Origin of the sequence: Bradyrhizobium sp. CCBAU 65884 (assembly GCF_028128835.1) — a bacterium.
GTDB lineage: Bacteria > Pseudomonadota > Alphaproteobacteria > Rhizobiales > Xanthobacteraceae > Bradyrhizobium > Bradyrhizobium ottawaense.
In genome coordinates, this window is record NZ_LBJU01000129.1 from 125,910 (window position 1) to 150,801 (window position 24,892).

Annotated in this window: 19 protein-coding genes; 13 read left to right on the plus strand and 6 right to left on the minus strand. The window is 66.0% G+C overall.

Annotated elements, in window-relative coordinates; genetic code table 11:
* Nucleotides 1-31: 31 nt before the first annotated feature.
* The 6 genes from XI03_RS31260 (at nucleotide 32) to XI03_RS31285 (ending at nucleotide 6,019) form a co-directional block, all read left to right on the plus strand.
* A complete protein-coding gene (locus tag XI03_RS31260) occupies nucleotides 32-1,390 on the plus strand; it encodes a formimidoylglutamate deiminase (protein WP_271594255.1) in 1,359 nt (452 codons plus the stop codon).
* On the plus strand, nucleotides 1,387-2,115 hold the full coding sequence (gene hutC / locus XI03_RS31265) for a histidine utilization repressor (protein ID WP_028142736.1): 729 nt from the start codon (nucleotides 1,387-1,389) through the stop codon (nucleotides 2,113-2,115). Before XI03_RS31260 ends, hutC begins: the two co-directional genes overlap by 4 nt.
* A gap of 105 nt (nucleotides 2,116-2,220) precedes the next feature.
* Complete coding sequence (locus XI03_RS31270) at nucleotides 2,221-3,165, plus strand: ABC transporter substrate-binding protein (protein ID WP_095427040.1); 945 nt, start codon at nucleotides 2,221-2,223, stop codon at nucleotides 3,163-3,165.
* Nucleotides 3,166-3,238: 73 nt separating this feature from the next.
* The gene (locus XI03_RS31275) at nucleotides 3,239-4,012 is read left to right on the plus strand and encodes an ABC transporter permease (RefSeq protein ID WP_095427009.1); all 774 of its coding nucleotides are present in this window, start codon (nucleotides 3,239-3,241) and stop codon (nucleotides 4,010-4,012) included.
* On the plus strand, nucleotides 4,009-4,794 hold the full coding sequence (locus tag XI03_RS31280; protein ID WP_271594256.1) for an ABC transporter ATP-binding protein: 786 nt from the start codon (nucleotides 4,009-4,011) through the stop codon (nucleotides 4,792-4,794). Before XI03_RS31275 ends, XI03_RS31280 begins: the two co-directional genes overlap by 4 nt.
* Nucleotides 4,787-6,019 carry a Zn-dependent hydrolase gene (locus XI03_RS31285; RefSeq protein WP_271594257.1) on the plus strand — a complete coding sequence of 411 codons (1,233 nt, stop codon included), beginning with the start codon at nucleotides 4,787-4,789 and terminating at the stop codon, nucleotides 6,017-6,019. The genes XI03_RS31280 and XI03_RS31285 overlap by 8 nt, the downstream gene beginning before the upstream one ends.
* 60 nt (nucleotides 6,020-6,079) lie before the next feature.
* Here the strand turns inward: XI03_RS31285 and bamA are convergent, their stop codons facing one another.
* Entirely contained in the window at nucleotides 6,080-8,593 is a 2,514-nt protein-coding gene (gene bamA / locus XI03_RS31290; protein WP_271594258.1) for an outer membrane protein assembly factor BamA, read from the minus strand.
* Nucleotides 8,594-10,000: 1,407 nt separating this feature from the next.
* Here bamA and XI03_RS31295 point away from each other — a divergent pair.
* The 7 genes from XI03_RS31295 to XI03_RS31325 all read left to right on the plus strand — a co-directional run bounded on the left by XI03_RS31295 (nucleotide 10,001) and on the right by XI03_RS31325 (nucleotide 20,997).
* Complete coding sequence (locus XI03_RS31295; RefSeq protein ID WP_271594259.1) at nucleotides 10,001-11,443, plus strand: efflux transporter outer membrane subunit; 1,443 nt, start codon at nucleotides 10,001-10,003, stop codon at nucleotides 11,441-11,443.
* Complete coding sequence (locus tag XI03_RS31300; protein ID WP_271594260.1) at nucleotides 11,440-12,675, plus strand: efflux RND transporter periplasmic adaptor subunit; 1,236 nt, start codon at nucleotides 11,440-11,442, stop codon at nucleotides 12,673-12,675. The genes XI03_RS31295 and XI03_RS31300 overlap by 4 nt, the downstream gene beginning before the upstream one ends.
* A 13-nt stretch (nucleotides 12,676-12,688) precedes the next feature.
* Complete coding sequence (locus tag XI03_RS31305; protein WP_442869759.1) at nucleotides 12,689-14,650, plus strand: MacB family efflux pump subunit; 1,962 nt, start codon at nucleotides 12,689-12,691, stop codon at nucleotides 14,648-14,650.
* 90 nt (nucleotides 14,651-14,740) lie between these two features.
* Nucleotides 14,741-15,451, plus strand: coding sequence for a response regulator (locus XI03_RS31310; RefSeq protein ID WP_038949631.1), 711 nt, complete (start codon nucleotides 14,741-14,743; stop codon nucleotides 15,449-15,451).
* Nucleotides 15,448-16,779 (plus strand): ATP-binding protein, encoded by a 1,332-nt coding sequence (locus tag XI03_RS31315; protein WP_271594262.1) that lies wholly within the window; start codon nucleotides 15,448-15,450, stop codon nucleotides 16,777-16,779. Before XI03_RS31310 ends, XI03_RS31315 begins: the two co-directional genes overlap by 4 nt.
* Nucleotides 16,780-16,836: 57 nt before the next feature.
* Complete coding sequence (locus XI03_RS31320; RefSeq protein ID WP_038949633.1) at nucleotides 16,837-17,991, plus strand: MFS transporter; 1,155 nt, start codon at nucleotides 16,837-16,839, stop codon at nucleotides 17,989-17,991.
* Nucleotides 17,992-18,150: 159 nt separating this feature from the next.
* Complete coding sequence (locus XI03_RS31325) at nucleotides 18,151-20,997, plus strand: ATP-binding protein (RefSeq protein WP_271594263.1); 2,847 nt, start codon at nucleotides 18,151-18,153, stop codon at nucleotides 20,995-20,997.
* A 17-nt stretch (nucleotides 20,998-21,014) separates the two neighbouring features.
* On the opposite strand, the gene msrA is transcribed toward XI03_RS31325, so the two are convergent.
* The 5 genes from msrA to XI03_RS31350 form a co-directional block, all read right to left on the minus strand.
* The gene (gene msrA, locus XI03_RS31330) at nucleotides 21,015-21,530 is read right to left on the minus strand and encodes a peptide-methionine (S)-S-oxide reductase MsrA (RefSeq protein WP_271594264.1); all 516 of its coding nucleotides are present in this window, start codon (nucleotides 21,528-21,530) and stop codon (nucleotides 21,015-21,017) included.
* A 29-nt stretch (nucleotides 21,531-21,559) separates the two neighbouring features.
* A complete protein-coding gene (locus tag XI03_RS31335) occupies nucleotides 21,560-22,015 on the minus strand; it encodes a cupin domain-containing protein (RefSeq protein ID WP_028143734.1) in 456 nt (151 codons plus the stop codon).
* A 21-nt stretch (nucleotides 22,016-22,036) separates the two neighbouring features.
* Nucleotides 22,037-22,459, minus strand: a complete 423-nt coding sequence (locus tag XI03_RS31340) for an OsmC family protein (RefSeq protein ID WP_028143735.1) — start codon at nucleotides 22,457-22,459, stop codon at nucleotides 22,037-22,039.
* Nucleotides 22,460-22,568: 109 nt separating this feature from the next.
* Nucleotides 22,569-23,417 carry an enoyl-CoA hydratase/isomerase family protein gene (locus XI03_RS31345; protein ID WP_271594265.1) on the minus strand — a complete coding sequence of 283 codons (849 nt, stop codon included), beginning with the start codon at nucleotides 23,415-23,417 and terminating at the stop codon, nucleotides 22,569-22,571.
* A 31-nt stretch (nucleotides 23,418-23,448) separates the two neighbouring features.
* A complete protein-coding gene (locus tag XI03_RS31350; protein WP_271594266.1) occupies nucleotides 23,449-24,762 on the minus strand; it encodes an epoxide hydrolase family protein in 1,314 nt (437 codons plus the stop codon).
* Nucleotides 24,763-24,892 lie beyond the last annotated feature (130 nt).

Here is a 24,892-nt window from a genome sequence, read left to right on the forward strand (position 1 = left end):
TGGGACCGTTCTGTCCAGCCGGCGTGTAATCATGACCCGACTGCATTTCGCCTCCGCGCTCCTGCCCTCGGGCTGGGCCAATGACGTGCAGGTGGTGATCACCGCCGGCGCGATCGCGGCGGTGTCCGCGGGTGTGCAGCCGGCCGCCGGCGACGAGCGCCACGCCATCGCGCTTCCGGGACTTGCGAGCCTGCACAGTCACGCGTTCCAGCGCGGCATGGCGGGCCTGGCTGAGCTGCGCGGCAATTCCACCGACACGTTCTGGACCTGGCGCGAGACGATGTATCGCTTCGCCCTCGCAATGACGCCCGATGACGTCGCCGCCGTCGCGACTCTCCTCTATGTCGAGATGCTCGAACAGGGATTTACCCGCGTCGGCGAATTCCATTATCTGCACCACGATCGCGACGGCTCGCACTATGCCGATCCCGCCGAGACGGCCGCGCGCATCGCGCAGGCTGCCGAAGCCTCCGGCATTGCCCTGACGCTGCTGCCGAGTTTCTATGCGCACGGCTCCTTCGGCGGCGCAGCGCCTCATGACGGCCAACGCCGCTTCATCTGCTCGGTCGATCAGTTCGCGGCATTGATGGCTGCGTCGCGCAAGGCGATCAGCGCATTGCCCGACGCCAATATCGGCATCGCGCCGCACAGCCTGCGCGCGGTGACGCCACACGAGCTTGCGGCGATCATTCCGCTTGCCGACGGCGGGCCGGTGCATATCCACGCCGCAGAGCAGGTGAAGGAAGTCGAGGACTGCCTTGCCTGGTCGGGACGGCGCCCGGTGCAATGGCTGCTGGAGCACGCGCCCCTCGACCGGCGCTGGTGCCTTATCCACGCGACCCACACGACGGACGAGGAAGTCGCCGCGTTCGCGAAGACCGGGGCGGTGGCGGGCCTCTGCCCTGTCACCGAAGCGAGTCTCGGCGATGGCACCTTCCCGGCGCGCGAATTTCTCGGCGCCGGCGGTGCGTTCGGCGTGGGCACTGATTCCAACGTCCTGGTCGGGGTCGCCGACGAATTGCGCCAGCTCGAATATGGCCAGCGGCTGAAGCATCGCGAGCGCAACGTGCTCTCCAGCGGCGCGGGCCGTTCCACCGGTCGCACATTATTCGACCACGCTCTTGCGGGCGGCGCGCAAGCGCTGGCACAGCCGACAGTCGGCCTCGCCGCGGGCGCGCGGGCCGACATCGTCACGCTCGACACGGCGCATCCTTCGCTATCGGGGCGCGCCGGCGACGTAGCCATCGACGGCTGGATCTTTGCCGCGGGCAGTGGCGCGATCGATTGCGTCTGGGCCGGCGGCCACAAGGTCGTCGAAGGCGGCCGGCACAAATTGCGTCAGGGGGCGCGCGAACGCTTCAACGCGACGGTGCGGAGGCTCCTCGCATGAGCCTTGCGACCGATGCCGCCGACAAGCCGACGCTCTATAAGCGCATCCGCGCCGACATCGAGACGCGCATCCTGACCGGCGAATGGCCGCCGGGGCATCGCATTCCGTTCGAGCATGAGTTGGTGGCCCGTTACGGCTGCTCGCGCATGACCGTCAACAAGGCGCTGTCGGAGCTCGCGCAGGCCGATTTGATCGAGCGGCGGCGGCGGGCCGGCTCTTTCGTGCGCCGGCCGCAGCATCAGTCGGCCGTGCTCAAGATCGCCGACATCCGCGCCGAGATCACCGCACTGGGGCGCGGCTACGGCTACGAGTTGATCGGTCGCAAGCTGCGGGCTGCGACTGCCGCCGACCGTGACCGTCTCGGCGTGAAAAAGGCCGGCAAGGTGGTCGCGATTACCTGCCGGCACAGCGCCGACAAAGTGCCTTTTGCGGTCGAGGACAGGCTGATTGATCTGTCCTCGGTGCCGGAGGCCGCAACCGCGGATTTCGCGCGCGAACCGCCGGGGTCGTGGCTGCTTCATCATGTCCCGTGGACGGAGGCCGAGCACACCATCAGCGCCATCGTCGCCGACGATCGCACGGCGGATGCGCTCGCGATCGCCGTCGGCGCGCCCTGCCTCGTGATCGACCGCTACACCTGGCGCAGCGCACGCACCATCACTGCCGTGCGCCTGCTCTATCCCGGTGACTCTCACCGCCTTGTCGCGCGATTCAAGGGAGGCTGAGAGGATATGTCGGCACAAATCGTGCAACGCTTCGGGCAACGGTCCATCTGGACCGACAATGATCAACAGGACGTCAATCCATCGATCGGCAAGAGGACGACAATCATGCGTAGTTCGACGATATTTGCGACAATCATTGCTCTTTCGGCCTCCACTCCCGTGCTCGCCGACGACGTCAAGGTCGGAATCGGCATCTCCGGGTGGACCGGCTTCGCGCCGCTGACGCTGGCGAAGGAGGCTGGCATCTTCAAGAAGAACGGTCTCGACGTCACCATCAAGAAGATCCCGCAGAAGGACCGCCACCTCGCGATCGCGTCCGGCGACATCCAGTGCGCGGCGACCACGGTCGAGACCTGGATCTCCTGGAACGCCAACGGCGTTGCGACCAAGCAGATCTTCCAGCTCGACAAGAGCTTTGGCGCCGACGGCATGGCCGTGCGCAACGACGTCGCCGCGATCAAGGACCTGAAGGGCAAGACCGTCGCCGCCTCCGCGCCCGGCACCTCGCCTTATTTCGCGCTGGCCTGGATGCTCAAGAAGAACGGCCTCACCGTGAAGGACGTCACCGTCGTCAACCTCGAGCCGGCCGCCGCCGCGCAGGCTTTCGTCTCCGGCCAGAACGATGCGGCGATGACCTATGAGCCTTACCTCTCGACCGTGCGCGCCGCGCCCGACAAGGGCAAGATCATCGCCACCACGCTGGACTATCCGATGGTCATGGACACCTTCGGCTGCACGCCGAAATTCCTGACGGAGAATCCCAAGGCCGCCAAGGCGCTCGCCGACAGCTATTTCGAGGCGCTCGACATGATCGCCAAGGACCAGGCCAAGGCCTACGAGATCATGGGCGCGGACGTGAAGCAGAGCGGCGAGCAATTCGGCAACTCGGCGAAATATCTGCGCTGGCAGGACAAGGCCGCGAACCAGAAGTTCTTCGCCGGCGACTTCCTGACCTTCAACAAGGAGGCTGCCGAGCTGCTGCTCGAGATCGGCATCATCAAGGCCGCACCAAAGGTCGAGGATCTCTTCGACGCCAGCTTCATCAAGTAACTTCTTCTAGCGCTGCCGGTCCCGTCTTGCGGCGGGGCCGGCATTTCTCTTCATCGCCCGGATAGACAGTTTGATGCGTCCCCTGGACCCTGTTACATCGAAGCAGCGCATGGCCTACGGCCTTGCGTTCTTCGTGGTGTTCGTCGCCCTCTGGTCGTGGGCGACCTTCGGCGGCTATGTGTCGAAGACCTTTCTCGCCAACCCGCTGACCATGGTGCAGGAAGGCTATGACCTCTTGGCCAAGCAGGGGTTTGTGTTCGACATCGGCATGACGATCTGGCGCGTCGTGGGCGGCTTTGCGCTCGCAGCGATCATCGCAGTGCCGCTCGGCGTTCTCATGGGCGCCTACAAGCCGGTCGAAGCCTTCCTCGAACCGTTCGTCTCCTTCGCGCGCTATCTGCCCGCCTCCGCGTTTATTCCGCTCCTGATCCTGTGGGCCGGCATCGGCGAACTGCAGAAGCTCCTCGTCATCTTCATCGGCTCGGTATTCCAGGTCATCCTGATGGTCGCCGTGACCGTCGGCGCAACGCGGCGCGATCTGGTCGAGGCGGCCTATACGTTGGGGGCCCGCGACCGCGGCATCATCCGCCGCGTGCTGCTGCCCTCCTCCGCACCCGAGATCGCAGAGATCCTGCGGCTGGTGCTCGGCTGGGCCTGGACCTATGTCATCGTCGCCGAGCTGATCGGCTCGTCCTCCGGCATCGGTCACATGATCACCGACAGCCAGGCGCTGCTCAACACCGGACAGATCATCTTCGGCATCATCGTGATCGGGCTGATCGGACTGCTCTCGGACTTCATGTTCAAGGCGTTCAACGCCTGGCTGTTTCCGTGGAGGCTCGCATGACGATCCTCAAGGTCGAACAGGTCTCGCGCACCTTCCCCGCGCGCCACGGCAACGCGCCGACCAGGGCGCTGGAGCCGACCGATCTCGTCATCGGCAACAACGACTTCGTCACCATCCTCGGCCCCTCCGGCTGCGGCAAGTCCACACTGCTGCGCATCGTCGCGGGCCTCGACCGTCCGACCAGCGGCCGCGTCACGCTCGACGGGCGCGAGGTCACCGGCCCCGGCGCGGATCGGGGCATGGTGTTCCAATCCTACACGCTGTTTCCCTGGCTCACCGTGCGCGAGAACATCGCCTTCGGCCTGCGCGAGCGCGGCGTGTCGCAGGACGAACGCTACAGGATCGCCGACACCTTCATCCGCCAGGTCGGATTGTCCGGCTTCGAGAATCACTGGCCCAAGCAACTCTCCGGCGGCATGCAGCAGCGCACGGCGATTGCCCGCGCGCTTGCCAACGATCCCAAGATCCTGCTGCTCGACGAGCCCTTCGGCGCGCTGGACAACCAGACCCGCGCATTGATGCAGGAGATGCTGCTCGGGATCTGGGAGCGCGACCAGAAGACCGTGTTGTTCGTGACCCACGACATCGAGGAAGCCATCTTCCTCGGCAGCCGCGTCATCGTCATGAGCGCGCGCCCCGGCCGTATCAAGGCCGAGATCACAGTGGACCTGCCCCATCCGCGCTCCTACAAGATCAAGACCACGCCGGAATTCGTCCAGCTCAAGGAACGGCTGGTCGAGGAGATCCGCACCGAGGCGCTGAAGGTTACTGAGCATGCCTGACACCAAGCCGCGCGCCGATGGCCAGCGCGTCCTCGCCGACCTCAACGCACTCCGTGCCATCGGCACCTACAAGACCGGCGTGCACAAGCCGACCTTCTCCGAGCCGCATAAGGAGTCGCTGGACTGGCTGGTGCAAAAGCTGCCCGGCGCCGGTCTTACCGCTGCGATCGACGGCATCGGCAATGTGTTCGGCACTAGCGCCAAATCCGGACCCAAGCTTCTGGCCGGCTCGCATCTGGAGAGCCAGAACTACGCCGGCTGGCTCGATGGCCCGCTCGGCGTCGTCTATGCGCTCGAGGCGGCGCGCGTGCTCAATGCCGATCCGACCGTCAAAGGCGCCGTCGAAGTCGTCGCCTGGTGCGACGAGGAAGGGCATTTCGGCAACTTCCTCGGCTCGCGTTCCTATGTCGGCCAGGTGACTGAAGCCGAGATCGACGCCGCGCGCGACCGCACCAGCGGCCGCACCATGCGCGATGCGCTCGCCGAGATCGGGCTCGCCGGTCGCGCGCGCCTCGGCGTCGAGCCGGGCCGCCACGTCGGATATCTCGAGGCCCATATCGAACAGGGCGACACGCTCGAAAGCGGCAAGCTCGCGATCGGCGTCGTCACCTCCATCGTCGGCATCTGGCAGTACCGTATCAATTTCACCGGTGAACAGAATCACGCCGGGACCACGCGCATGGCCGTGCGCAAGGATGCCGGGCTGGCGCTGGCCAAATTCTGCGTCGCGATCGACCTGCGTTTTCCTGACACCTGCGGTCCGCGCACGGTCTGGACCACCGGGCGCATCACGCTCGATCCCGGCGCGCCGAGCATCATTCCGGGTGGAGCGGAGATGCTGTTCCAGATTCGCGACGACGATCCGGCCGTCATTGCCCGGCTGGAGCAGTTGCTGCGAACAATGGCGGACGAGGCCAGCGCGAACGGTCCCTGCACCGTGACCGTCGAGAAGATTCGCACCGGTGCGCCTGCCATGATGAATCCCCGCTTTCAGGACGCAATCGACGCCGCGAGCAAGGCGCTGGCCGGTGGACGTTCCATCCGCATGCCCAGCGGCGCCGGCCACGACGCGCAGATGCTGGCAACCGTCATGCCCGCCGCCATGCTGTTCGTGCCGTCGATCGGCGGCATCAGCCATCACTGGACTGAAGACACCGCCGACGCCGATATCGTCACCGGCGCGGAGGTGTACGTCGACGCCTGCCGGCGGATCCTCGCGGGCTGACGCCCTTTTTTTTGAGCATGATCTTTCGGAAAACCGCGCCACACTTTTCCGGATCATGCTCTAGAACGACGTCCCTCCTCCGAACCTGAACTCCTGGACGACGTCATATTTGCCCTTCGTGATCGGCACGGCGTAGTCGAAGCGCAGCGGCCCGAACGGGGAGGCCCAGATCAGGCCGACGCCGACCGACGACCGCACCGTGTTGCCGTCGTCATATTGCAATCCGCAGGTCGGGCACGCCTTGGTGTTGACTTCGCCCGTGGCCGACCACGAGGTCGGCCCCTGATAGCCCCAGAGCGATCCGGCGTCGACATAGACCGCGCCCTTCAGGCCGACCTCCTTCGGCAGGAACCAGAACGGCATCTGCAATTCCGCGGACGCGCCCCAATATTTCGTGCCACCGAGCGCATCGCCGCTGGCGCCGAGGCTCCAGTAGGTGATGTCGCGTGGACCGATACCGTTCGAAGCGAAGCCGCGCACCAGGCTCGGGCCCATCTGGAAGTGATCCAGCATGCGCAGGTCCTGATCGCCGAGCTTGCTGAGGAGGCCGCCCTGGAGATGGATCACGCTGACGATCTCGGAGACGAGCGGCGTGTAGTATTTGGCGTCCAGCGCGGTCTTCAAATAGGTGACGTCGCCGCCGACCCCGGCGAAATCCTGCCGGAAGTCGACCAGCAATCCGTCCGTCGGGTTCTTGGTGTTGTCGAGTGTGTTGTAGCTCAACGTGTAGCCGAGCGCCGAGGTCCAGGTCGCGCCGTTCGCCAGTTCTTTCCGGACCGGCAGGCTCGACTCGCCGTCGCCGTAGCAGCCGTAGCCATAGACCCCCGAGCTCGTGGAGTTGGTCGGGTCCACGCCGCCCAGGACGTTCTGGATGTAGGACGGCGTCGGGTTGTAGGCCAGCGAGGCGTTGGACGCGTTGTTGTTGCAATTGTTGTAGGCGCTGGCGAGCGTGATGCTCTGCTGATAGAGCGAATAGCGGAGCTGGAGCGAAAGGTCCTCGCGCAATGCAAGGCCAATGCGCGGAGAGAAGCCGAGCGTGGTTACGCCGTAGCTCGTATAGCTGTTCGACTTCTGCTGCTTCCAATATGTGTCGAACCCCAGCGCCATCCGGTAGTCGAGCAGATAGGGCTCGACGAAGGACAGCGATATGCCGCGTGAATACTGGCCATAGCTGACCGAGGCCTTGCCGTAGAGACCGCGGCCGAGCAGGTTGCGCTCGGAGATCGAGACTTCGGCGAGTGCTCCGTCGGTGGTGGAGTAGCCGCCCGAGATCGAGAAGTCGCCGGTCGATTTCTCCTCCATGTCGACGATCAGGACCACGCGGTCGCTGGAGGAGCCGGGCTCGGTGACGATCTTGACGCTCTTGAAGTAGTCGAGGTTCTTCAGCCGCCGCTCGGCGCGGTCGACCAGCGCGCGGTTGTAGGCATCGCCCTCGGAGAGATCGAATTCGCGGCGGATCACGTAATCGCGCGTGCGGGTGTTGCCGCGCAGGTTGATGCGCTCGATATAGCTCCGCGGGCCTTCGTCGACGTTGAACACGACGGAGACGGTGTGCGCCTCGAAATTGCGGTCGCCGCCGGGCCGGACCACGGCAAAGGCATAGCCGCGGCGCGAGGCCTCGATCTGCATCTCTTCGGTCGACTTCTCGACCAATTCGACGTTGTAGAGCGAGCCGGCACTGACGCGCGAATAGCTGCGGAGCGAGCCCGCGTCGAAATTGGGAATGCCGGAGCGGAAATCGACGGAGCCGATGCGATATTGGGCACCTTCCTCGATCTTGAAGGTGACCAGAAAGCCCTTCTTATCCGGATCGTATTCGGTGAGCGCGGCCACGACCTGGACGTCGGCGAATCCGTTCTTGAGGTAGAAGCGGCGAATCAGGTCGCGGTCGGCCTCGACGCGATCGGGGTCGTAGATGTCGTTGCTGCCGAGGAAGCTGAGCAAATTGCTCTCGCGCGTCTTGATGACGTCGCGCAGGCGGGAGGCCGAGAAGGCGCTGTTGCCGACGAACTCGACCGACTTCACCGAGGTCTTGGCGCCCTCCTCGACCGTGAAGACGAGATCGACACGGTTGTTCGGCTGCTCGATGATTTCAGGGGTGACGCGGACGTCGTAGCGGCCGGAGCGCCGGTAGATTTCGGCAATGCGCAGGGTGTCGGATTGCACCAGCGCGCGCGAGAACGTCCCGCGCGGCTTGGACTGGATTTCCGCCGAGAGCTGCTCGTCCTTGATCTTCTTGTTGCCCTCGAAGGCGATGCGGCCGATCACGGCATTCTCCACCACCGACACCACGATGCGGCCGCCCGCCGGGTTGATCTTCACATCCTGAAACAGGCCTGTTCCGATCAGCGCCTTGAGCCCGTCGTCGATCGCGGATTGATCGAGACGCCCGCCGGGGCCCGGCCTGAAGTAGGAGCGGACCGTCTCGGCCTCCACCCGGCGATTGCCTTCGACGACGATCGTCTCCGCCGCCTGCGCGGCCGCCGGCTGCGGCAGCAGTGCAAGCGGAAGCGAACTCGCAATCGATACAGCACTCATCGCCACGGCGATCAGCCAGGTCCGCAAAAACGGCATTCCACACCTCAGCAGCACTTCACATGCCCTGAAGACGGGAGCCCTGTGGCCGCGGTGTGGCTTTGAGATTTCCGCATTGTTTCTACGCGTTGAATTTCGTGCGGGCGGCCGGTCGCGCCGCGGCGTTCATGTCCCGGACAAGCTGCAACGCGCAGCATTGCGGCGCAGCGCCGGGACCCAGGGCAACCGCACCGGACGATGCTTCGCATCGCCGGGAGCGCTGCGCTGCAGAGCCGGGGCACGAGAGCGGAGTGCGGCGCCCGGTCTCTCCACCGTCATTGCGATGCTCCAATGCACATCCCAGCGTGCAGTGTCGTAGGGTGGGCAAAGGCGCACCGCGCCGTGCCCACCAATTCAATTGCGGTGCGAGGATGGTGGGCACGCTGCGCTTTGCCCACCCTACGATATCGAGTTTGTGGCACGCAGCTCAGCTCGCAAACACACCTTCGCGGCCTCGCGGCGGATTTCGCCCGAGCTTTGCTTCAACTCTCCACCCTCCAATCCAAGAGGGCGCAGGGAAGGCCGGGTGCCAGCTCGCACCCGCGGTCCGCTGCGCGAAATGCACACGCAGAAAGAACCGCACAGCAGCATACAGGTGGTGCCGAACACTCGGCCTTCCCTGCGCGGTGGTCGGACGGCTTATGCCGTGCTCTCCCGGGAGCCGAACTTTCCTTCTGGCCTCCCTCGCCCCGCGAATTGGATGATGCAGTCTGCCCGGTTGGGCTCGCTCGCACCTCCGCGGAAGCTTGACCGTAGCAACGACGGCCAGGACGACACGGTTTTGCCGTACGCGTTCAGCGTCGCTCGTCCGCACGCGGTTTCGGGCTCACAGGGACGACCCGCCCTGCCCGCTACCTTTTCGTGCCGACGCTGCCGCGTCCACCGCAACCCGGCTCGCGAAACGTGACGACGCGCGATCGCCCCTCAAGGTCAAGCCGGGATGGACGACACATACGTCGAAACCGAATTTCGGTAAAGTGGAATATTTTTAACGGAGCGGATTGACACGCGGCGACACAGGCGGGTCGCGTAACCCGGATGGAGCGCTAGCGGAATCCGGGACGGTGCAAAATGCCGGGCGAGCAGTCCGGATTTACGCTTTCGCTCCATCCGGGCTGCGGGACATCACCGCTTCGGCAGCGCCGAGACGTCCTGCAATACCTGTTTACATTCAGCAACATTCCGGCTGCCGAAAGGCCACGATCGGCCGGCTAGTGGCGGCTGCCTCGTCCTGCCCCTGAGGGCCATGAGCTCCCTCCGAGCCGAGGTCAATGGATTTCAGCCGATTTGATGCCGTCGTACTCGTTCGCCGCAAGTCCCCTGTCAACCGCCAAGGAGACGCATCGTTCGAAGCCCGCCCCGTTGCGCAGCCCCATGTCGCGCGCCGGATCAGCCTGCGTTGCGCTGATGCTGGGCAGCGCCCTGGCCGGCTGCGCGGTCGGCCCGGATTATGCCGGCCCGCCCAAGCTCGCCTTGCCCTCGCACTGGAGCACCAACACCGCCCCGCATCGGGACGCCGGCAAGCTCGACCGCTGGTGGCTGCGCTTGCGCGATCCCCTGCTCAGCCGGCTGATCGAGGAGGCCGTCGAAGCAAACCCTGATGTCGCGAAGGCGAAAGCGGTCGTGCGCGAGGCGCGCGCCACGCTGCAACAAACGATGGCAGGCCTGTTTCCATCCGTGAGCGGCACGGCCTCGGTGACCAGCAACAAGACCAGCGCCGGCTCCTCGTCCGTCCTCGTCGACAGTGCGCCCTACTCACTTCACCAGGCAAGCTTCGATTCGAGCTGGGAGCTCGACCTGTTCGGCGGCACGCAGCGGAGCATCGAGGCCGCGGCGCATGGTGCGCAATCCGCCGAGGAGGATCTGCGCGACAGCCTCGTCACGCTGATCGGCGACGTCGCCGCCTATTACGTCGAGTCGCGCGGCTATCAGGCCCGGATCGCGCTGGCGCAGCGGACCGCGGTCTCGCAGCGCGACACCGAAAAGCTCACCCGCAGCAAATACGAGGCCGGCAGCGGCAACGCCGTCGATCTCGCCAAGGCCACCGCGCAGGCCGCAAGCACGGAAGCCAACGTTCCGACCTATCAGGCGGCGCTTGCGGCCGACATTCACCGGCTCGGAATCCTGCTCGGGCGGCCGCCCGGCGGCGTCGCCTCGTTGATGGCGCAGTCCGCGCCCGTGCCGGCGCCGCGTATGCCGCTCCCCATGGGACTGCCCGCCGATCTCCTCATGAGCCGTCCCGATATTGCCAGTGCCGAGCGCAAGCTGGCGCAGGCGACCGCCAAGATCGGCGCCGCCGAGGCCGACCGCTATCCGGCGGTGTCGTTGACCGGCTCGGTCGGCACCTCTGCTCTGCGGGCCGGCGATCTCGCCAAATATTCGAGCGTCAGCTGGTCGGTCGGACCCTCGATCACCGTACCGGTATTCGACGCGGGCAACCGCCTGGCCACGGTCAGGATTGCGGAGGCGCAACGCGACCAGGCCTTCGCGACGTTCCATTCGACCCTGCTCACCGCGCTCGAGGACGTCGAGAATGCCCTGGTCTCGTTGTCGCGCGAACGCGTGCGCGCCACCAAGCTGACGGAGGCGGCCAGGAACTACCGCGAAGCCGCACGGCTGTCGCGATCGCTGTTCGAGACCGGCAGCGCCAGCTTCATCGACGTGCTGGATGCCGAACGTTCGCTCTATTCGGCCGAGGATTCGCTGATCCAGAGCAAGGTGTCGGCGGCCAAGGATTACATCGCGCTGGCAAAGGCGCTCGGCGGCGGCTGGTCCGATCCGGTCGACGTATCTACGCCTGTTATCGTGGACACCAACACGGGACCTCACTTCCGGGAGGCGCAGAAGTGACCGAGATCATCACCGCCAGACGCCTGAAGATTGCCGCAGCGATTGTTGCCGTCGTGGCGACCGGCGTGGTCGCGGCCACGCGCTTTCCGGGAACGTCGAGCAAGGCGCAGTCCTACATCACGGCGCCGGTCACCGTCAGCGATCTGCGCGAGGAGGTGCTCGCCAGCGGCACGCTGAAGCCGGCGCGGCTGACCGCGGTCGGCGCGCAGGTGTCAGGCCGGATCACCGCCCTCAACGTCCGCGTCGGCGACACGGTGAAGGCCGGCGACGTCATCGCCCAGATCGATCCCGTCACCAGGCAGAACGACCTGCGCAGCTCCGAGGCGTCGCTGAAGAACTACCGGGCGCAGAAGATCGAGAAGGAGGCCGCGCTGGTGCTGGCCGAGGCCAATCTCGCGCGCCAGCAGGCGACCCTGGCGCAACGCGCGACGTCGCGCAGCGACTTCGACAGCGCGGATTCGACCGTGCGGCAGACCCGCGCCCAGATCGTCGCCCTCGAAGCCCTGATCGTGGGGGCGGAAGCCAGCGTCGAGACGTCACGCGTGAACCTCGAATACACCCGCATCACCGCGCCGATCGACGGCACGGTCCTCGCCACCGTGGTGCAGGAAGGACAGACGGTCAACGCGGTGCAGTCCGCGCCGACCATCGTCGTGCTCGGCCAGCTCGCGACGATGACGGTGCGGGCGGAGATCTCCGAGGCCGACATCGTCAAGGTCAGACCGGGGCAATCGCTCTACTTCACCATCCTCGGCGACCAGGACCATCGCTATGAGGCCCGGCTCGAGCAGATCGAGCCGGCGCCCGAATCGATCAAGAACGACGCCAGCTTCTCCTCGACCACCACCAGCTCGACTTCGAGCACGAGCTCGTCGAGCTCGACCAGCACGGCGATCTACTACATCGGCGTCTTCAACGTGCCGAACAAGGAGCTCTCGCTGCGGACCTACATGACCGCGGAGGTGCACATCGTCACCGGCGAGGCCAAGCGCGTGAAGGTGATCCCGGCGCTCGCGGTGATGCGAAAGTCCGACGGCCGCAGCACGGTGCGCACGCTCGCCGCGTCCGGTGACATCCGCGAGCGCGAGGTCAAGACCGGCCTCAACGATCGCACCACCGTCGAGATCAAGTCCGGCCTCGACGAGGGCGAACGTGTCGTGACCGGCGAGGCGAACGAGCAGACCGCATCACGCGGCATGCCCGGCGGCCCGCCGGGAGGGGGAGGTCCCTGACATGATCCCTCATTTGGCCGATCCGATCATCGCGATCGAGAAGGTCCGGCGGGAGTTCGCGGCCGGCGACACCAGCGTGGTCGCGCTCGACGATTTCTCGCTGAGCATCCGGCCCGGCGAGATGGTGGCGATCATCGGCTCGTCCGGATCGGGCAAATCGACGTTGCTCAACATCCTCGGCTGTCTCGACCGCCCGACCTCCGGCACCTATCGCGTTGCCGGCAAGAACGTCTCCGAGCTCGATGCCGATGCGCTGGCGGCGCTGCGCCGCGAGCATTTCGGCTTCATCTTCCAGCGTTATCATCTGCTCGGCGACCTCTCGGCCGGCGAGAATGTCGAGATCCCCGCGATCTATGCCGGGATGAAGGCCCGCGAGCGCCGCACGCGCGCAGAGCAGCTTCTCGCAAGGCTCGGCGTCAACGACCGGCGCGGCCATCGCCCGAACCAGCTATCGGGCGGCCAGCAGCAGCGTGTCTCGATCGCACGCGCGCTGATCAACGGCGCCGAGGTCATCCTGGCGGACGAGCCGACCGGCGCGCTCGACCGGCGCAGCGGCGAGGAGGTCCTGAAGATCCTGAAAGAGCTGCATCGCGAGGGGCGGACGATCATCATCGTCACCCACGATGCCGATGTCGCCGCGCGGGCCGAACGCATCATCGAGCTGCGCGACGGCAGGATCGCCTCCGATCGCCGCGCGGAGACGACAAGCGCGTCGGAGCCGGCGGTTCCGGTGTCGCGGACGTCATGGAGCAGCGGCACCGGCTGGTCCGGCGCCTTGCGGCGCCTGCGGGAGGCCTCGCGGATGGCGCTGGTTGCGATGGCCGCGCACCGGCTGCGGGCCTTCCTGACCATGCTCGGCATCATCATCGGCATCGCCGCGGTGTCGTCGGTGGTCGCGCTCGGCAACGCGTCCCAGCGCAAGGTGCTGTCCGACATTTCGAGCCTCGGCACCAACACGATCGAGGTGTTTCCGGGCAAGGATTTTGGCGACGCCCGCGCCGGCAAGATCAAGACGCTGGTGCTGGGCGATGCCCGCGCGCTCGGCCGGCAGGATTTCATTGCCGGGGTCACGCCGACGGTGTCGACCAGCACGACGGTGCGATATCGCGGCAACGAGTCCAACGTGCTGGTGAACGGCGTCGGCGAGAGCTATTTCCAGGTCAAGGGCGCCAAGCTCGCGAAAGGACGCCTGTTCGATACCGACGCGATCCGCAACATCGAGCGGCAGGCCGTCATCGACGACAATACCCGCAAGACCTTCTTCGCCGACGACCAGACCTCCGGGATCGGCCGCGTGATCTGGCTCGGCAAGGTGCCCTGCCGCATCGTCGGCGTCATCGCCCAGCAGCAGGGCGGGTTCGGCTCGAACCAGAACCTGTCGGTCTACCTGCCCTACACCACCGTGCAGGCCCAGTTCACGGGCGATCGCGCGCTGCGCAGCATCCTGCTGCGGATCAGCGACGAAGTTTCGACTGCGCTGGCGCAGGACGCGGTGACCACGCTCTTGACGCAGCGGCACAACACCCGGGATTTCGTCATCCTCAACACCGACGATATCCGCCGCACCATCACCAGCACGACACAGACGCTGGCGTTCCTGGTGGCGGCGATCGCGGTGATCTCGCTGGTCGTCGGCGGCATCGGTGTCATGAACATCATGCTGGTGTCCGTATCGGAACGGATCAGCGAGATCGGCGTGCGCATGGCGGTCGGCGCCAGGCGCAGCGACATCCTCCAGCAATTCCTGGTGGAAGCGACCCTGATCTCGTCGATCGGCGGCATCGCCGGCATTCTCGTCGCGATGCTGCTCGGCGTCGCCATCAACGTCGCGGTGCCCGGATTCGAGGTCAGCTATTCGACGTTCTCGATCGGCGCGGCGTTCCTGACCTCGACCGGGATCGGGGTTGCCTTCGGCTTCTTCCCCGCCCGCCGCGCCGCCTTCCTCGACCCCGTGGTGGCACTGAGCCGCGACTGACCTTAGGATTGCACGATGACCGTAGTTCTTCGGGCGAGACATTCGTCCGCAAATCGACCAACGATCGGCAACCCCGATGCGATTTCAATCATGACCAGCGGCCCCCAGAACATCCTGATCGTCGAGGACGACAAGCAGACCCGCGACCTCATCTCGCGTTATCTGCTTGATCACAACTTCTCGGTCGACGCGGTCGCGAACGGCAGGGAGATGGACCGCCATCTCTCCCGCGAGCGGGTCGACCTGATCGTGCTCGACCTGATGCTGCCGGGCGAGGACGGCCTCAGCCTCTGCCGCCGGCTGCGGATGGAGTCCACGACGCCGATCATCATCCTCACCGCGAAGGGCGAGGATCTCGACCGGATCCTCGGCCTCGAGATGGGCGCCGACGACTATCTGCCAAAGCCGTTCAACCCGCGCGAGCTCCTCGCCAGGATCAACGCCGTGCTGCGGCGGCGATCGAGCAGCCTCACGGGCCCCACCGCGGCGCGTCTCAAGTTCCAGGGCTGGACCATCGATCTGCGCCTGCGCGAATTGCGCGATCCCGAAGGCGCGCAGGTGCCCCTGACCAGTGCCGAGTTCGATCTGCTGCAGGCTTTCTGCGAGCGGGCCGGCCGCATCCTCACCCGCGACAACCTCCTGAGCATGACGCGCGGTCGTGCCGGAGCAAGCTTCGGCCGCAGCATCGACGTGCTGGTCAGCCGGCTGCGCCGCAAGCTCGACCGGGCGGAAGGCGCATCCGTGATCAAGACCGTCCGCATCGGCGGGTACGTCTTCACCCCGAGGGTGGAGGAAGCATGAGCCGCACCGCCGACCTCGTCGCGCTCTTCAGCTTCAGGCGGATCAGCGGCCAGATCGCCGCCTTGATCCTGGGATCGCTGGTCCTGATCCATGTCCTGATCGCCGGCTATTTTCTCCTCAACCAGCCGAAGCTGCTGGCGGACACGCCGCTGGAGCAGATCGAGCTGATCGTGCGGATCATCGCCAACACGCCGAAGGCCGAGCGCGCGATCGTCCTCGACAGCGTCAGCCGGACCTTTCCGCCGCTCAAGCTCCAATTGCGGGACAGCGTATCCGCCGCCGCCACGCCGCAGTCGATGCGGACCTCACTGACCATCCCCTCTGCGCTTGGTGTCAGGGCCGAGCTCGTTCGCGGCAGCGGCGCGGACGGCGAGCGCGTCTGGTTCTACCTTCCGGGCGACGACGTGCTCGAAGCCACGATCGGATCGCCCAAGATGCCGGCCTTCGTCAGCGGCCTCTGGACCTCGACGCTGCTGTTCCTCGTGGCAAGCCTGACGCTGCTCGGTATCTGGGCCGGCCGCGCGCTCTCCTCGCCGCTGTCGGCCTTCGCGCGCGCGGCGGAGGATTTCAGCCTGAGCCGGTCCTCCGCACCGCTGCCGGAAAACGGACCGGAGGAGATCAGGTCCGCGGCAAGGGCGCTGAACCGGATGCGCGATCGCATCACCACGCTGATGAACGACAGAACCCGCATGCTCGCGGCCATCAGCCATGATCTTCGCACGCCGATCACGCGTCTACGGCTCCGTTCGGAATATATCGAGGATCCGGCACAACGCACCCAGACCGTGCGCGACCTCGACCAGATGCAGTCGATGCTCGAATCGGTGCTGTCGCTCCTGCGCAGCGAAAGCCCGGTCAAGCCGACGCTGGTGGACGTCGCGGCGCTGCTTCAGATGGTTTGCGAGCAGTTTTCGGATTCCGGATTTGCCGTGACCTATTCCGGCCCCGACAGGGCCGCCTTCGTCCTGCGGCCCGACGAAATCATTCGCGCGGTCACCAACCTCGTCGAGAACGCAACGCGATTCGGAACCCAAATCGACGTCGCGCTGGTGACCGCCGAGGACCGGCTCGTCATCGACGTCTGCGACGACGGGCCGGGCATTCCCGACGAAAGCAAGGCCGCGATGCTGGAGCCCTTTGTGCGGGGAGAGGAAGCCCGCACCATGGACGAGACATCAGGATTTGGTCTCGGTCTGTCGATCGCGCAGGCGATCGTGACCGCGCATGGCGGAACGCTTCAGCTGCTCGACAACGCGCCAGAGGGCCTGCGCGTCCGCTTGCAACTCGCGCGGGCTGCCCGCGACGATTTGGGAGCGCCTCGGACATAAAGCCGCGGCATTTCTCGGGCTTGTCGATCGCCCTGCCTCTGCTTCTCCGGAGTTCCCATGTCTTCCGCCGACCGGCCTGCGACGCGCCTTGCGACCCGGCTTGCCTTCCTCGTCGCGGGTTTCGGCATCTCGTGCTGGGCGCCGCTGGTGCCGTTCGCGAAGACGCGGCTCGGCGTCGATGACGGCGTGCTCGGACTGCTGCTGCTCAGCCTCGGCATCGGCTCGGTCATCGCGATGCTGGTGACCGGAATCGTGAGCGCGCGCTACGGCAGCAGGCCGATCATCATTGCCGGCGGGTTCGGCCTGGCGCTGGTCCTGCCCCTGCTCGCCATTGCGGCTTCGCCCGCAACGCTGGCGCTGGCGCTTTTCGCATTCGGCGCCGCGCTCGGCTCGATCGACGTCGCCATGAACATCCACGCCGTGGAGGTGGAGCGCGCCGCGCACCGCCCGCTGATGTCCGGCTTCCACGCCCTGTTCAGCATCGGGGGTTTTGCCGGATCCGCGCTGATGACGGCGCTGCTCTCGCTGCAATTCGGAACGCTCGCCTGCACGCTGGTCTGCTCCGCCCTGATGCTGCTCGCGATGGCCCTGACCTCGCCGCGCCTGCTTCGTTCCGTGCAGGTGCAGGAGGGCCCGCTGTTCGTGCTGCCGCACGGATCGGTGCTGCTGCTCGCGCTGCTCGGCGCCATCACCTTCCTGGTCGAAGGTGCGATGCTCGATTGGGGCGCCCTGCTCGTCATCGGCGCAGGTCTCGTCACCGAGGCGCAAGGCGGCGCCGGCTATATCGTGTTCTCGATCGCGATGACTGCGGGCCGGCTCGGCGGCGACGCCGTCGTCGCGCGGATCGGCGACCGCACGACGTTGCTCTGGGGCAGCCTGATTGCGATCGCCGGTTTCGTGGTCCTGCTCACGGCGCCCATCGCAGCGGTCGCCATCGGCGGATTCCTGCTGATCGGGCTCGGCGCGTCGAATCTCGTGCCGGTGCTGTTCCGTCGGGCGGCGCGGCAGACGGTGATGCCCACGGGGCTTGCGGTCGCGGCGATCACGACCGCGGGCTACGCAGGAATCCTCATCGGCCCCGCCGGCGTCGGCTTCGTCGCACGTTTTGGCGGATTGCCCATGGCGTTCTGGCTGCTGGCTGCGCTGATGGGTCTGGTCACGCTGTCGGCACACATCGTCACAAAGGACAAGGGTAAGACCACGGCGACCTAACCCCTTCCATTTCCAGCATGATTCTGGCGGAGCCGAAGCCGACCGAAGCCATCTGCGCAGGTCTGCCAGCCATGCTGCTTTCGGCCAGTTTACTGGACGGCTCGTTCTGCTAGACCAGAATAAAATACCTTTTGACTCCCGTTGCGGGGGCAATGGCACGTGCCAGCTCACAATAACAACCAAGACTCGGCCATTTCATTCGGGCCATTTCGGCTGTTTCCCAAGTCCCGGCTCCTGGAAAAGGAAGGGGAGCCGCTTCACGTCGGCGGGCGCGCGCTCGATATTCTCATCCTGCTTGCCGAGCGCCCCGGAGAAGTCGTCGACAAGAGAGAGCTGGTCAAGCGCATCTGGGCCGAGGTGAATGTCGACGAGGGCAGTCTGCGCTTCCATGTCGCAGCGCTCCGCAAGGTGCTCGGCGATACCGGAAAATCGGCCCGTTATGTCCTCAATGTACCCGGCCGTGGCTATTGCTTTGTCGCCCCGTTCGCTCAAGCGCCCTCGCAGGTCGCGCCAGCCGCCGCCGAAATCATTCCTCCCCGCTCCCTGCCCGCCCAGCTTGCGAAGATGGTCGGACGCGAGGAGGTCATCGAGAAGATTTCGAACGGCCTGACGCTCTATCGCTTCATGACCCTGGTCGGTCCCGGCGGCATCGGCAAGACCGCCGTCGCCGTCACGGTCGGGCATCGCCGCTCGGCGGATTTCGACGGCCGCGTCTTCTTCGTCGATTTCGGTCCGCTGCGGGATGCGAGCCATGTCCCAACCAGCATCGCCGCCGTCCTCGGACTGACCGTCAGCGCGGAGGATCCGACGCCGGCCCTGCTGACATTTCTGAAGACCGGGCCGGCCCTGCTGATCTTCGACAGCTGCGAGCATGTGCTGGATAATCTGGCGCCTCTCGTCGAGCGCATCGTTCGCGAAGCGCCGCAGCTTCGTGTTCTCGCCACCAGCCGCGAGTCGTTCCGAAGCGAAGGCGAGCGGATCTTCCGGCTGTTTCCGCTGGATTGTCCGCCCGAGCGCGACGGCCTCGACGTCGCCGAGGTTCTCGCCTACCCCGCGGCCCAGCTCTTCGTCGAGCGCATCGCGCAGAGCTCCGGGCCGTTCCAACTCAGCGCCGAAGAGGCGCCGCTTGTCGCCAGCATCTGCCGGCGCCTCGACGGCATTGCGCTGGCGATCGAGCTTGCGGCAGGCCGTGTCAATGCGTATGGCATCGCCGGCACCGCTTCCCTGCTCGACAGCCGCTTCTCGCTGCAATGGCGGGGACGGCGCACGGCCGTCCCGCGGCACCAGACGCTCGCCGCCGCCCTCGACTGGAGCTACGACCTGCTGCCTCCGGCGGAAAGCGCCACCTTGCGGCGATTGTCGGTGTTCGCAGGACCCTTCGCGCCGGAGGCGGCTGCCGCGGTCGCGTCCGGCGATGGCCTCAGCACCTCGGAGACGCTGGAGGCGATCGACAGCCTGGTCACCAAATCGCTGATCTCGCCATCCGGCTCGCGGACGCTGCGCTATCGCCTGCTCGACACCACGCGCACCTACGCGCTCGGGAAACTGAACGGGCTCGGCGAAGCCAGGCAGTTCGCGCGGCGTCATGCGGAGCATTTTCGCGATTTCTTTGAGCGCGCGGGGGCCGACGCGTCGACGCCGCTGCCCGAATGGCTCAGCACCTATGGTGGGGAGCTCGACAATGTGCGCGCGGCGCTGGACTGGGCCTTCGCGCCCGACGGCGACACCCGGCTCGGCGTTGCGCTGACGGCGGCCGCGGTCACCCTGTGGGTGCGTCTGTCGCTGTTCGCCGAATGCCGCGAGCGCAGCAGAACGGCACTGGCGGCGCTCGGAGACGACGGCGACAACGACCGCGTCCGCATGCAGCTCCTGTCGGCACTCGGCTGGTCGCTGATGTATGGCGAGGGCCGCGCGCGCGAGGCGCGCCCGATCCTCGAGACGACGCTCGAGCTGGCCGAGAGCCTCGACGACAAGGACTTCCGGCTGCGGGCGCTCTGGGGCCTGTGCATCGACCAGTTCAACAACGGGCAGTTCGGCAAGGCCCGCGTGCTCGCCGAGCGCTTTGCGAACGCGGCTGCGAATTCGCCTGACAGCACCGATCTCATGCTGGGCGACCGCCTGATGGCCGTCGCGTTGCATTACCTGGGTGATCAGAACGACGCGCGGCAACGCATCGACCGCGTGAACGCCTCGCTGCATGTGCTGGTGGCGAAGCCGAAAATCTTCCCACTCGACCTCAGGATATCGACGCAATATTTCCGGGCCCGCATCCTCTGGCTTCAGGGCCTTGCCGATCAGGCCCAGGCGCTCGCCGCCACGAACATCGAGGAAGGCCGCGCCAACGGCCATGCGCTGACCTTCTGCAGCGTGCTGGGACAGGCCGCCTGCCCGATCGCGTTCTGGTCCGGCGATTTCGATGCCGCCGAGCGCCACGGCGCCGAGCTGCTCGAACACACCGAGCGCCACGGAATCCGGCTGTGGGGCCTATGGGCACGCGCCTTCAACGCCGCGGTCGTGGCCAGGCGCGGCGACATCGCCACCGGCCTGCCGCTTTTGCGGGAAGAGCTCAACCGCGCCGGCGATGCGCGCTTCCTGCCGCGCTTTCTGCCGCTGCTCGGCGAGCTCGCCGCGTGCTTCCTCGAAGCCGACCAGGTCGACCGTGGCCTCGACGTGATCGAAGACGTCCTGACCCGTTGCAACGACCGGCAGGAGCGCTGGTATCTGCCGGAGCTGCTCCGCATCAAGGGAGAATTGATGCTCAGGAGCGCGCGGCATGCGGAGCAGGCCGAGGCGCACTTTCGCGAGGCCATCGACATTGCCGCCCAGCAGGGCGCGCGCTTCTGGGAACTCCGCTGCGCGACCAGCCTCGCGCGGGCCATGATCGGAGCCGGCCGGGGCGCGGAAGCCCGGGTGGTTCTCGACAACGTCTGCGGGACGTTTGCCGAAGGCTCCGATATCGCCGACATGCGCATGGCCCGCGATCTGATCGCGCGATCGCGGGCCTGACGGCGCGGCGTCTTGATCTAGCCTCCGACGGCAGCAGCGCGGCGCGGCAGCTTCCAGCCGGGCCGGATGAAGTGGCAGGTGTAGCCGTCGGGATAACGTTCGAGATAGTCCTGATGCTCGGGCTCGGCCTGCCAGAACTCGCCTGCGGGCGCGACCTCGGTCACCACCTTGCCGGGCCACAGGCCGGACGCCTCGACGTCGGCAATGGTGTCTTCGGCGATCTTCTTCTGCTCCTCGCTCGTATAGAAGATCGCGGAGCGATAGCTGGTGCCCCGATCATTGCCCTGGCGATCGAGCGTGGTGGGATCGTGGATCTGGAAGAAGAACTCGAGCATGACCCGGTAGCTGGTCTTGGCGGGATCGAACATGATCTCGATCGCCTCGGCGTGGCCTTCGTGGTTGCGGTAGGTCGCGTTCTTCACCTTACCGCCGGTGTAGCCGACGCGTGTCGAGATCACGCCCGGTTGCTTGCGGATCAGATCCTGCATGCCCCAGAAGCAGCCTCCGGCCAAAACTGCGCGCTCCGTCGTCATTTGATGCTCCCTTGGTTTCGTCGAGATGCTTACCTTTGCTCCGCAACCGCACGCAAGCGCGGGTCATCCTTGTCGTCGTGATATTCGAGGCCCAGCGGCCCGATCGCACTCACCTGCGTGACATACTCGCCGGCCTTCGCCCAATGGAAATGCCAGGTCTCGCCAGGCAGCACGATAACACTCCCCGGCGGATAGGCGCTGACTTTATCGCCGTCAAAACTCTCGCCGAGCCCGATGTAGAACACGCCCGACATGACCGTGTAGATGCGGTCCTCCGGATGCTTGTGCGGCATCAACCTCGTGCCGCCGGGCACCTTGACCCGGACCACGTAAGGTCCGGGCTCGGCGGGATGTCCGACCATGACGGCCAATCGCGCACCGGGCGGAAATGCCGGGAAGGGCTGCCATGCGATATCCTCGGGCAGGATTGCCCGGAACCTGTCCTCATCCGGCTGATGTTGGCGAGACGGATTTTGGCGAGACATGGCAACACTCCCTGCGTTCAGTCAGCCCAGCTTGGCGTCGAGCGTGATCGCGGCGTTGAGCACCTTCGAGACCGGGCAGTTCTTCTCGGCCTCGCCGGCGATCTTGGCAAAACCTGCGTCGTCGAGGTTCGGCACCTTGGCACGCAAGGTCAGCGCGGACTTGCTGATCTTGAAGCCCTTGCCTTCGGGCTCGAGCGTGACGGCGGCTTCGGTCGAGAGCTCGTCCGGCGTGAAACCGGCCATCTGAAGGCCAAAGGCCAGCGCCATCGTAAAACAGCCGGCATGGGCCGCCGCGATCAACTCCTCGGGATTGGTACCCTTCTCGTTCTCGAAGCGGGTCTTGAACGAATAGGGTGTCTGCGCGAGCACGCCGGATTCGCTCGTCAGATGACCGGTCCCATCGCGACCGGTGCCTTTCCAGACTGCCGTTGCCTTGCGGATCATCTCAATTCTCCTTGTTTGATTTCAGCACCGCTACTCCGTACCGGTGGAAGGCGGCATCGGCGTGACCGCCTGCCGCCGCTCCAACCGGCCGCGCGTCGCAACGGTTCCGTTAGCTGCCGATCTGTCCGACGTGGAAGCCGAGCCGGTTCTCGACGTCCCCGGAGCGGTGGAAGCCGCGCGCCATCAGCGCCTTGATCCTGGTCTGGCTCGCGGGGCGGCCGAGCGAGGCCAGGAACGCATCCCACTCCGGCTTGATTTCGGCGTCCGGCGGCAGGCTTGCGACATCGACAAGACGCTTGGTCTCGGCGATCGCCTCCTTGTCGAACGAGGCGATGCGCATGGCGAGTGCCTCGACGAAACCATCGAGCTCGGCGTCCGGCAACGACCGGTTGACGTAACCGTAGCGTTCGGCGAGATCGCCATGGATGTCGTCGGCGCCGAGCAGCACTTCGAGCGCACGGCCGCGGCCCATCAGGCGCGGCAATCGCGCCATCGGCCCGCCACCGGGCACGAGGCCCGCCCCAACCTCCCATTGCGACAGGATCGCCTTCTCGCGGCTGGCAAAGCGCATGTCGCTCGCGAGCGCGAGCTCGCTGCCGACACCGGTCGCGCGGCCCCGGATCGAGGCGATGGAGACGACCGGCGCGCGGCTGAGGCGCACCAGCATGTCGGGCAGCGCCTCAAGGCCGGTCGACCCCGGCGGAATACGAAGCGAATCCTCCAGCGGCGCGAGGAAGTCGTAATGGGTGATGAAGAAGCCTTCGACGGCACTGTCGAACACGACGACCTTCACGTCCGGATCGGTCTCGATCCTGGTGACGATGTCGCCCAGCAGCGGCAGCTGCTTCGGGCCGAAAATATTCACCGGCGGCATGTCGAAGGTGACACGCCAGTAGGACGGCAGGCGGCGCTCGAGGTGAATCTGTTCGGTCGTGAAGGTGGGTTCGGGACGGTTCATGTCTTGCACTCCTGATCTATGGGTTCGCATCTCAGATCGATTGCCGCAGCGGGCGGAACGCGGTGCGCACTTCCGCGGAGAACAGCGCCGGCTGCTCCCAGGCCGCGAAGTGTCCGCCCTTGTCGAGACGGTTGTAGTGGATCAGCTTGGGGTAGGCCCTCTCGGCCCAGCTCCGCGGCGCGGCGTAGATCTCGTCCGGAAAGACGCTGACGGCGACCGGAATCGTCACGTGCTTAGGCGCGAAGAACACCAGCTTGTTCTCCCAGTACAGGCGGGCCGAGGAGACCGCGGTGTTGGTGAGCCAATAGAGCGTGATATTGTCGACCACGTCGTCGCGCGACAGCCCTTCCGTCCGACCGTCGAACACGCGCGCGATCATCGCGGCGCTGCGCGCATCGTGATCGAGCATCCAGGACGCGAGGCCCGCGGGCGAATCCACGAGGCCATTGAGCGTCTGCGGCCGGTTCGACATCTCGATCGCGTAGCCGAGACCGTGCTTGTAGAAATCATCGAGCTGGTCGTAGGCAAGGCGCTCGTCGGCCGAAAGGTTCGCCGGGCGCGTTCCGCCGGGTTGAAGCGCCTTGGCGATGTCGTCGGGGACGGTCGCGGGCATGTTGGTGTGGATGCCGAGCAATTCCGGCGGCGCGATCAGCGCCATCTGCTCCGTCACGGCATTACCCCAATCGCCGCCTTGCGCGACGTAGCGGCTGTAGCCGAGCCGCTTCATCAACACGACCCAGGCCCGCGCGATGCGCTGGGGATCCCAGCCGAGAACCGCCGGCTTGCCCGAGAAGCCGTGGCCGGGGAGCGAGGGAATCACAAGGTCGAACGCGTCCGCGGCCTTGGCACCGTGTGCGGTCGGATCGGTGAGCGGACCGACGATCTTCATCTGCTCGATGATCGAGCCGGGCCAGCCATGCGTGACGATCATCGGCAGTGCATTCTCGTGCCGCGAGCGGACGTGAATGAAGTGAATGTCGACGCCGTCGATTTCGGTGACGAATTGCGGCAAGGCGTTCAACCGCGCTTCCAGCTTGCGCCAGTCGTAGTCGCTCAGCCAGTAGCGCACGAGCTGTTGCACCGTCGTCAGCTGCACGCCCTGCGACTGATCATTGACGATCTCGCGATCCGGCCAGCGCGTGGCAGCCAGGCGCCGGCGCAGGTCGAGCAGATCCTGCTCGGGCACGTTGATCTGGAAGGGGCGGATGGCGCCGCCTGCGGCGGCCCTGGCCGGATGCAGCGGCAACAGGCTCGATACGCTGGCGGCAACCGCGGTCATCGCGGCCTGGCTCAGCAATTGACGGCGATCGGGATTGAGGCTCTCGGTTCGTGCTTGCGCGGTCATGTTGGATCTCCCTTGCTTTGGTCGGTGACGCTGACCGAGTTCGAAATCAACGCGTCGGTTGGTGTGCAGAGAGATTGGCGCGGGCCCCGGAAATTTGCTCGTTATGGATTGTTAGCCTGCGTTAGCCGTT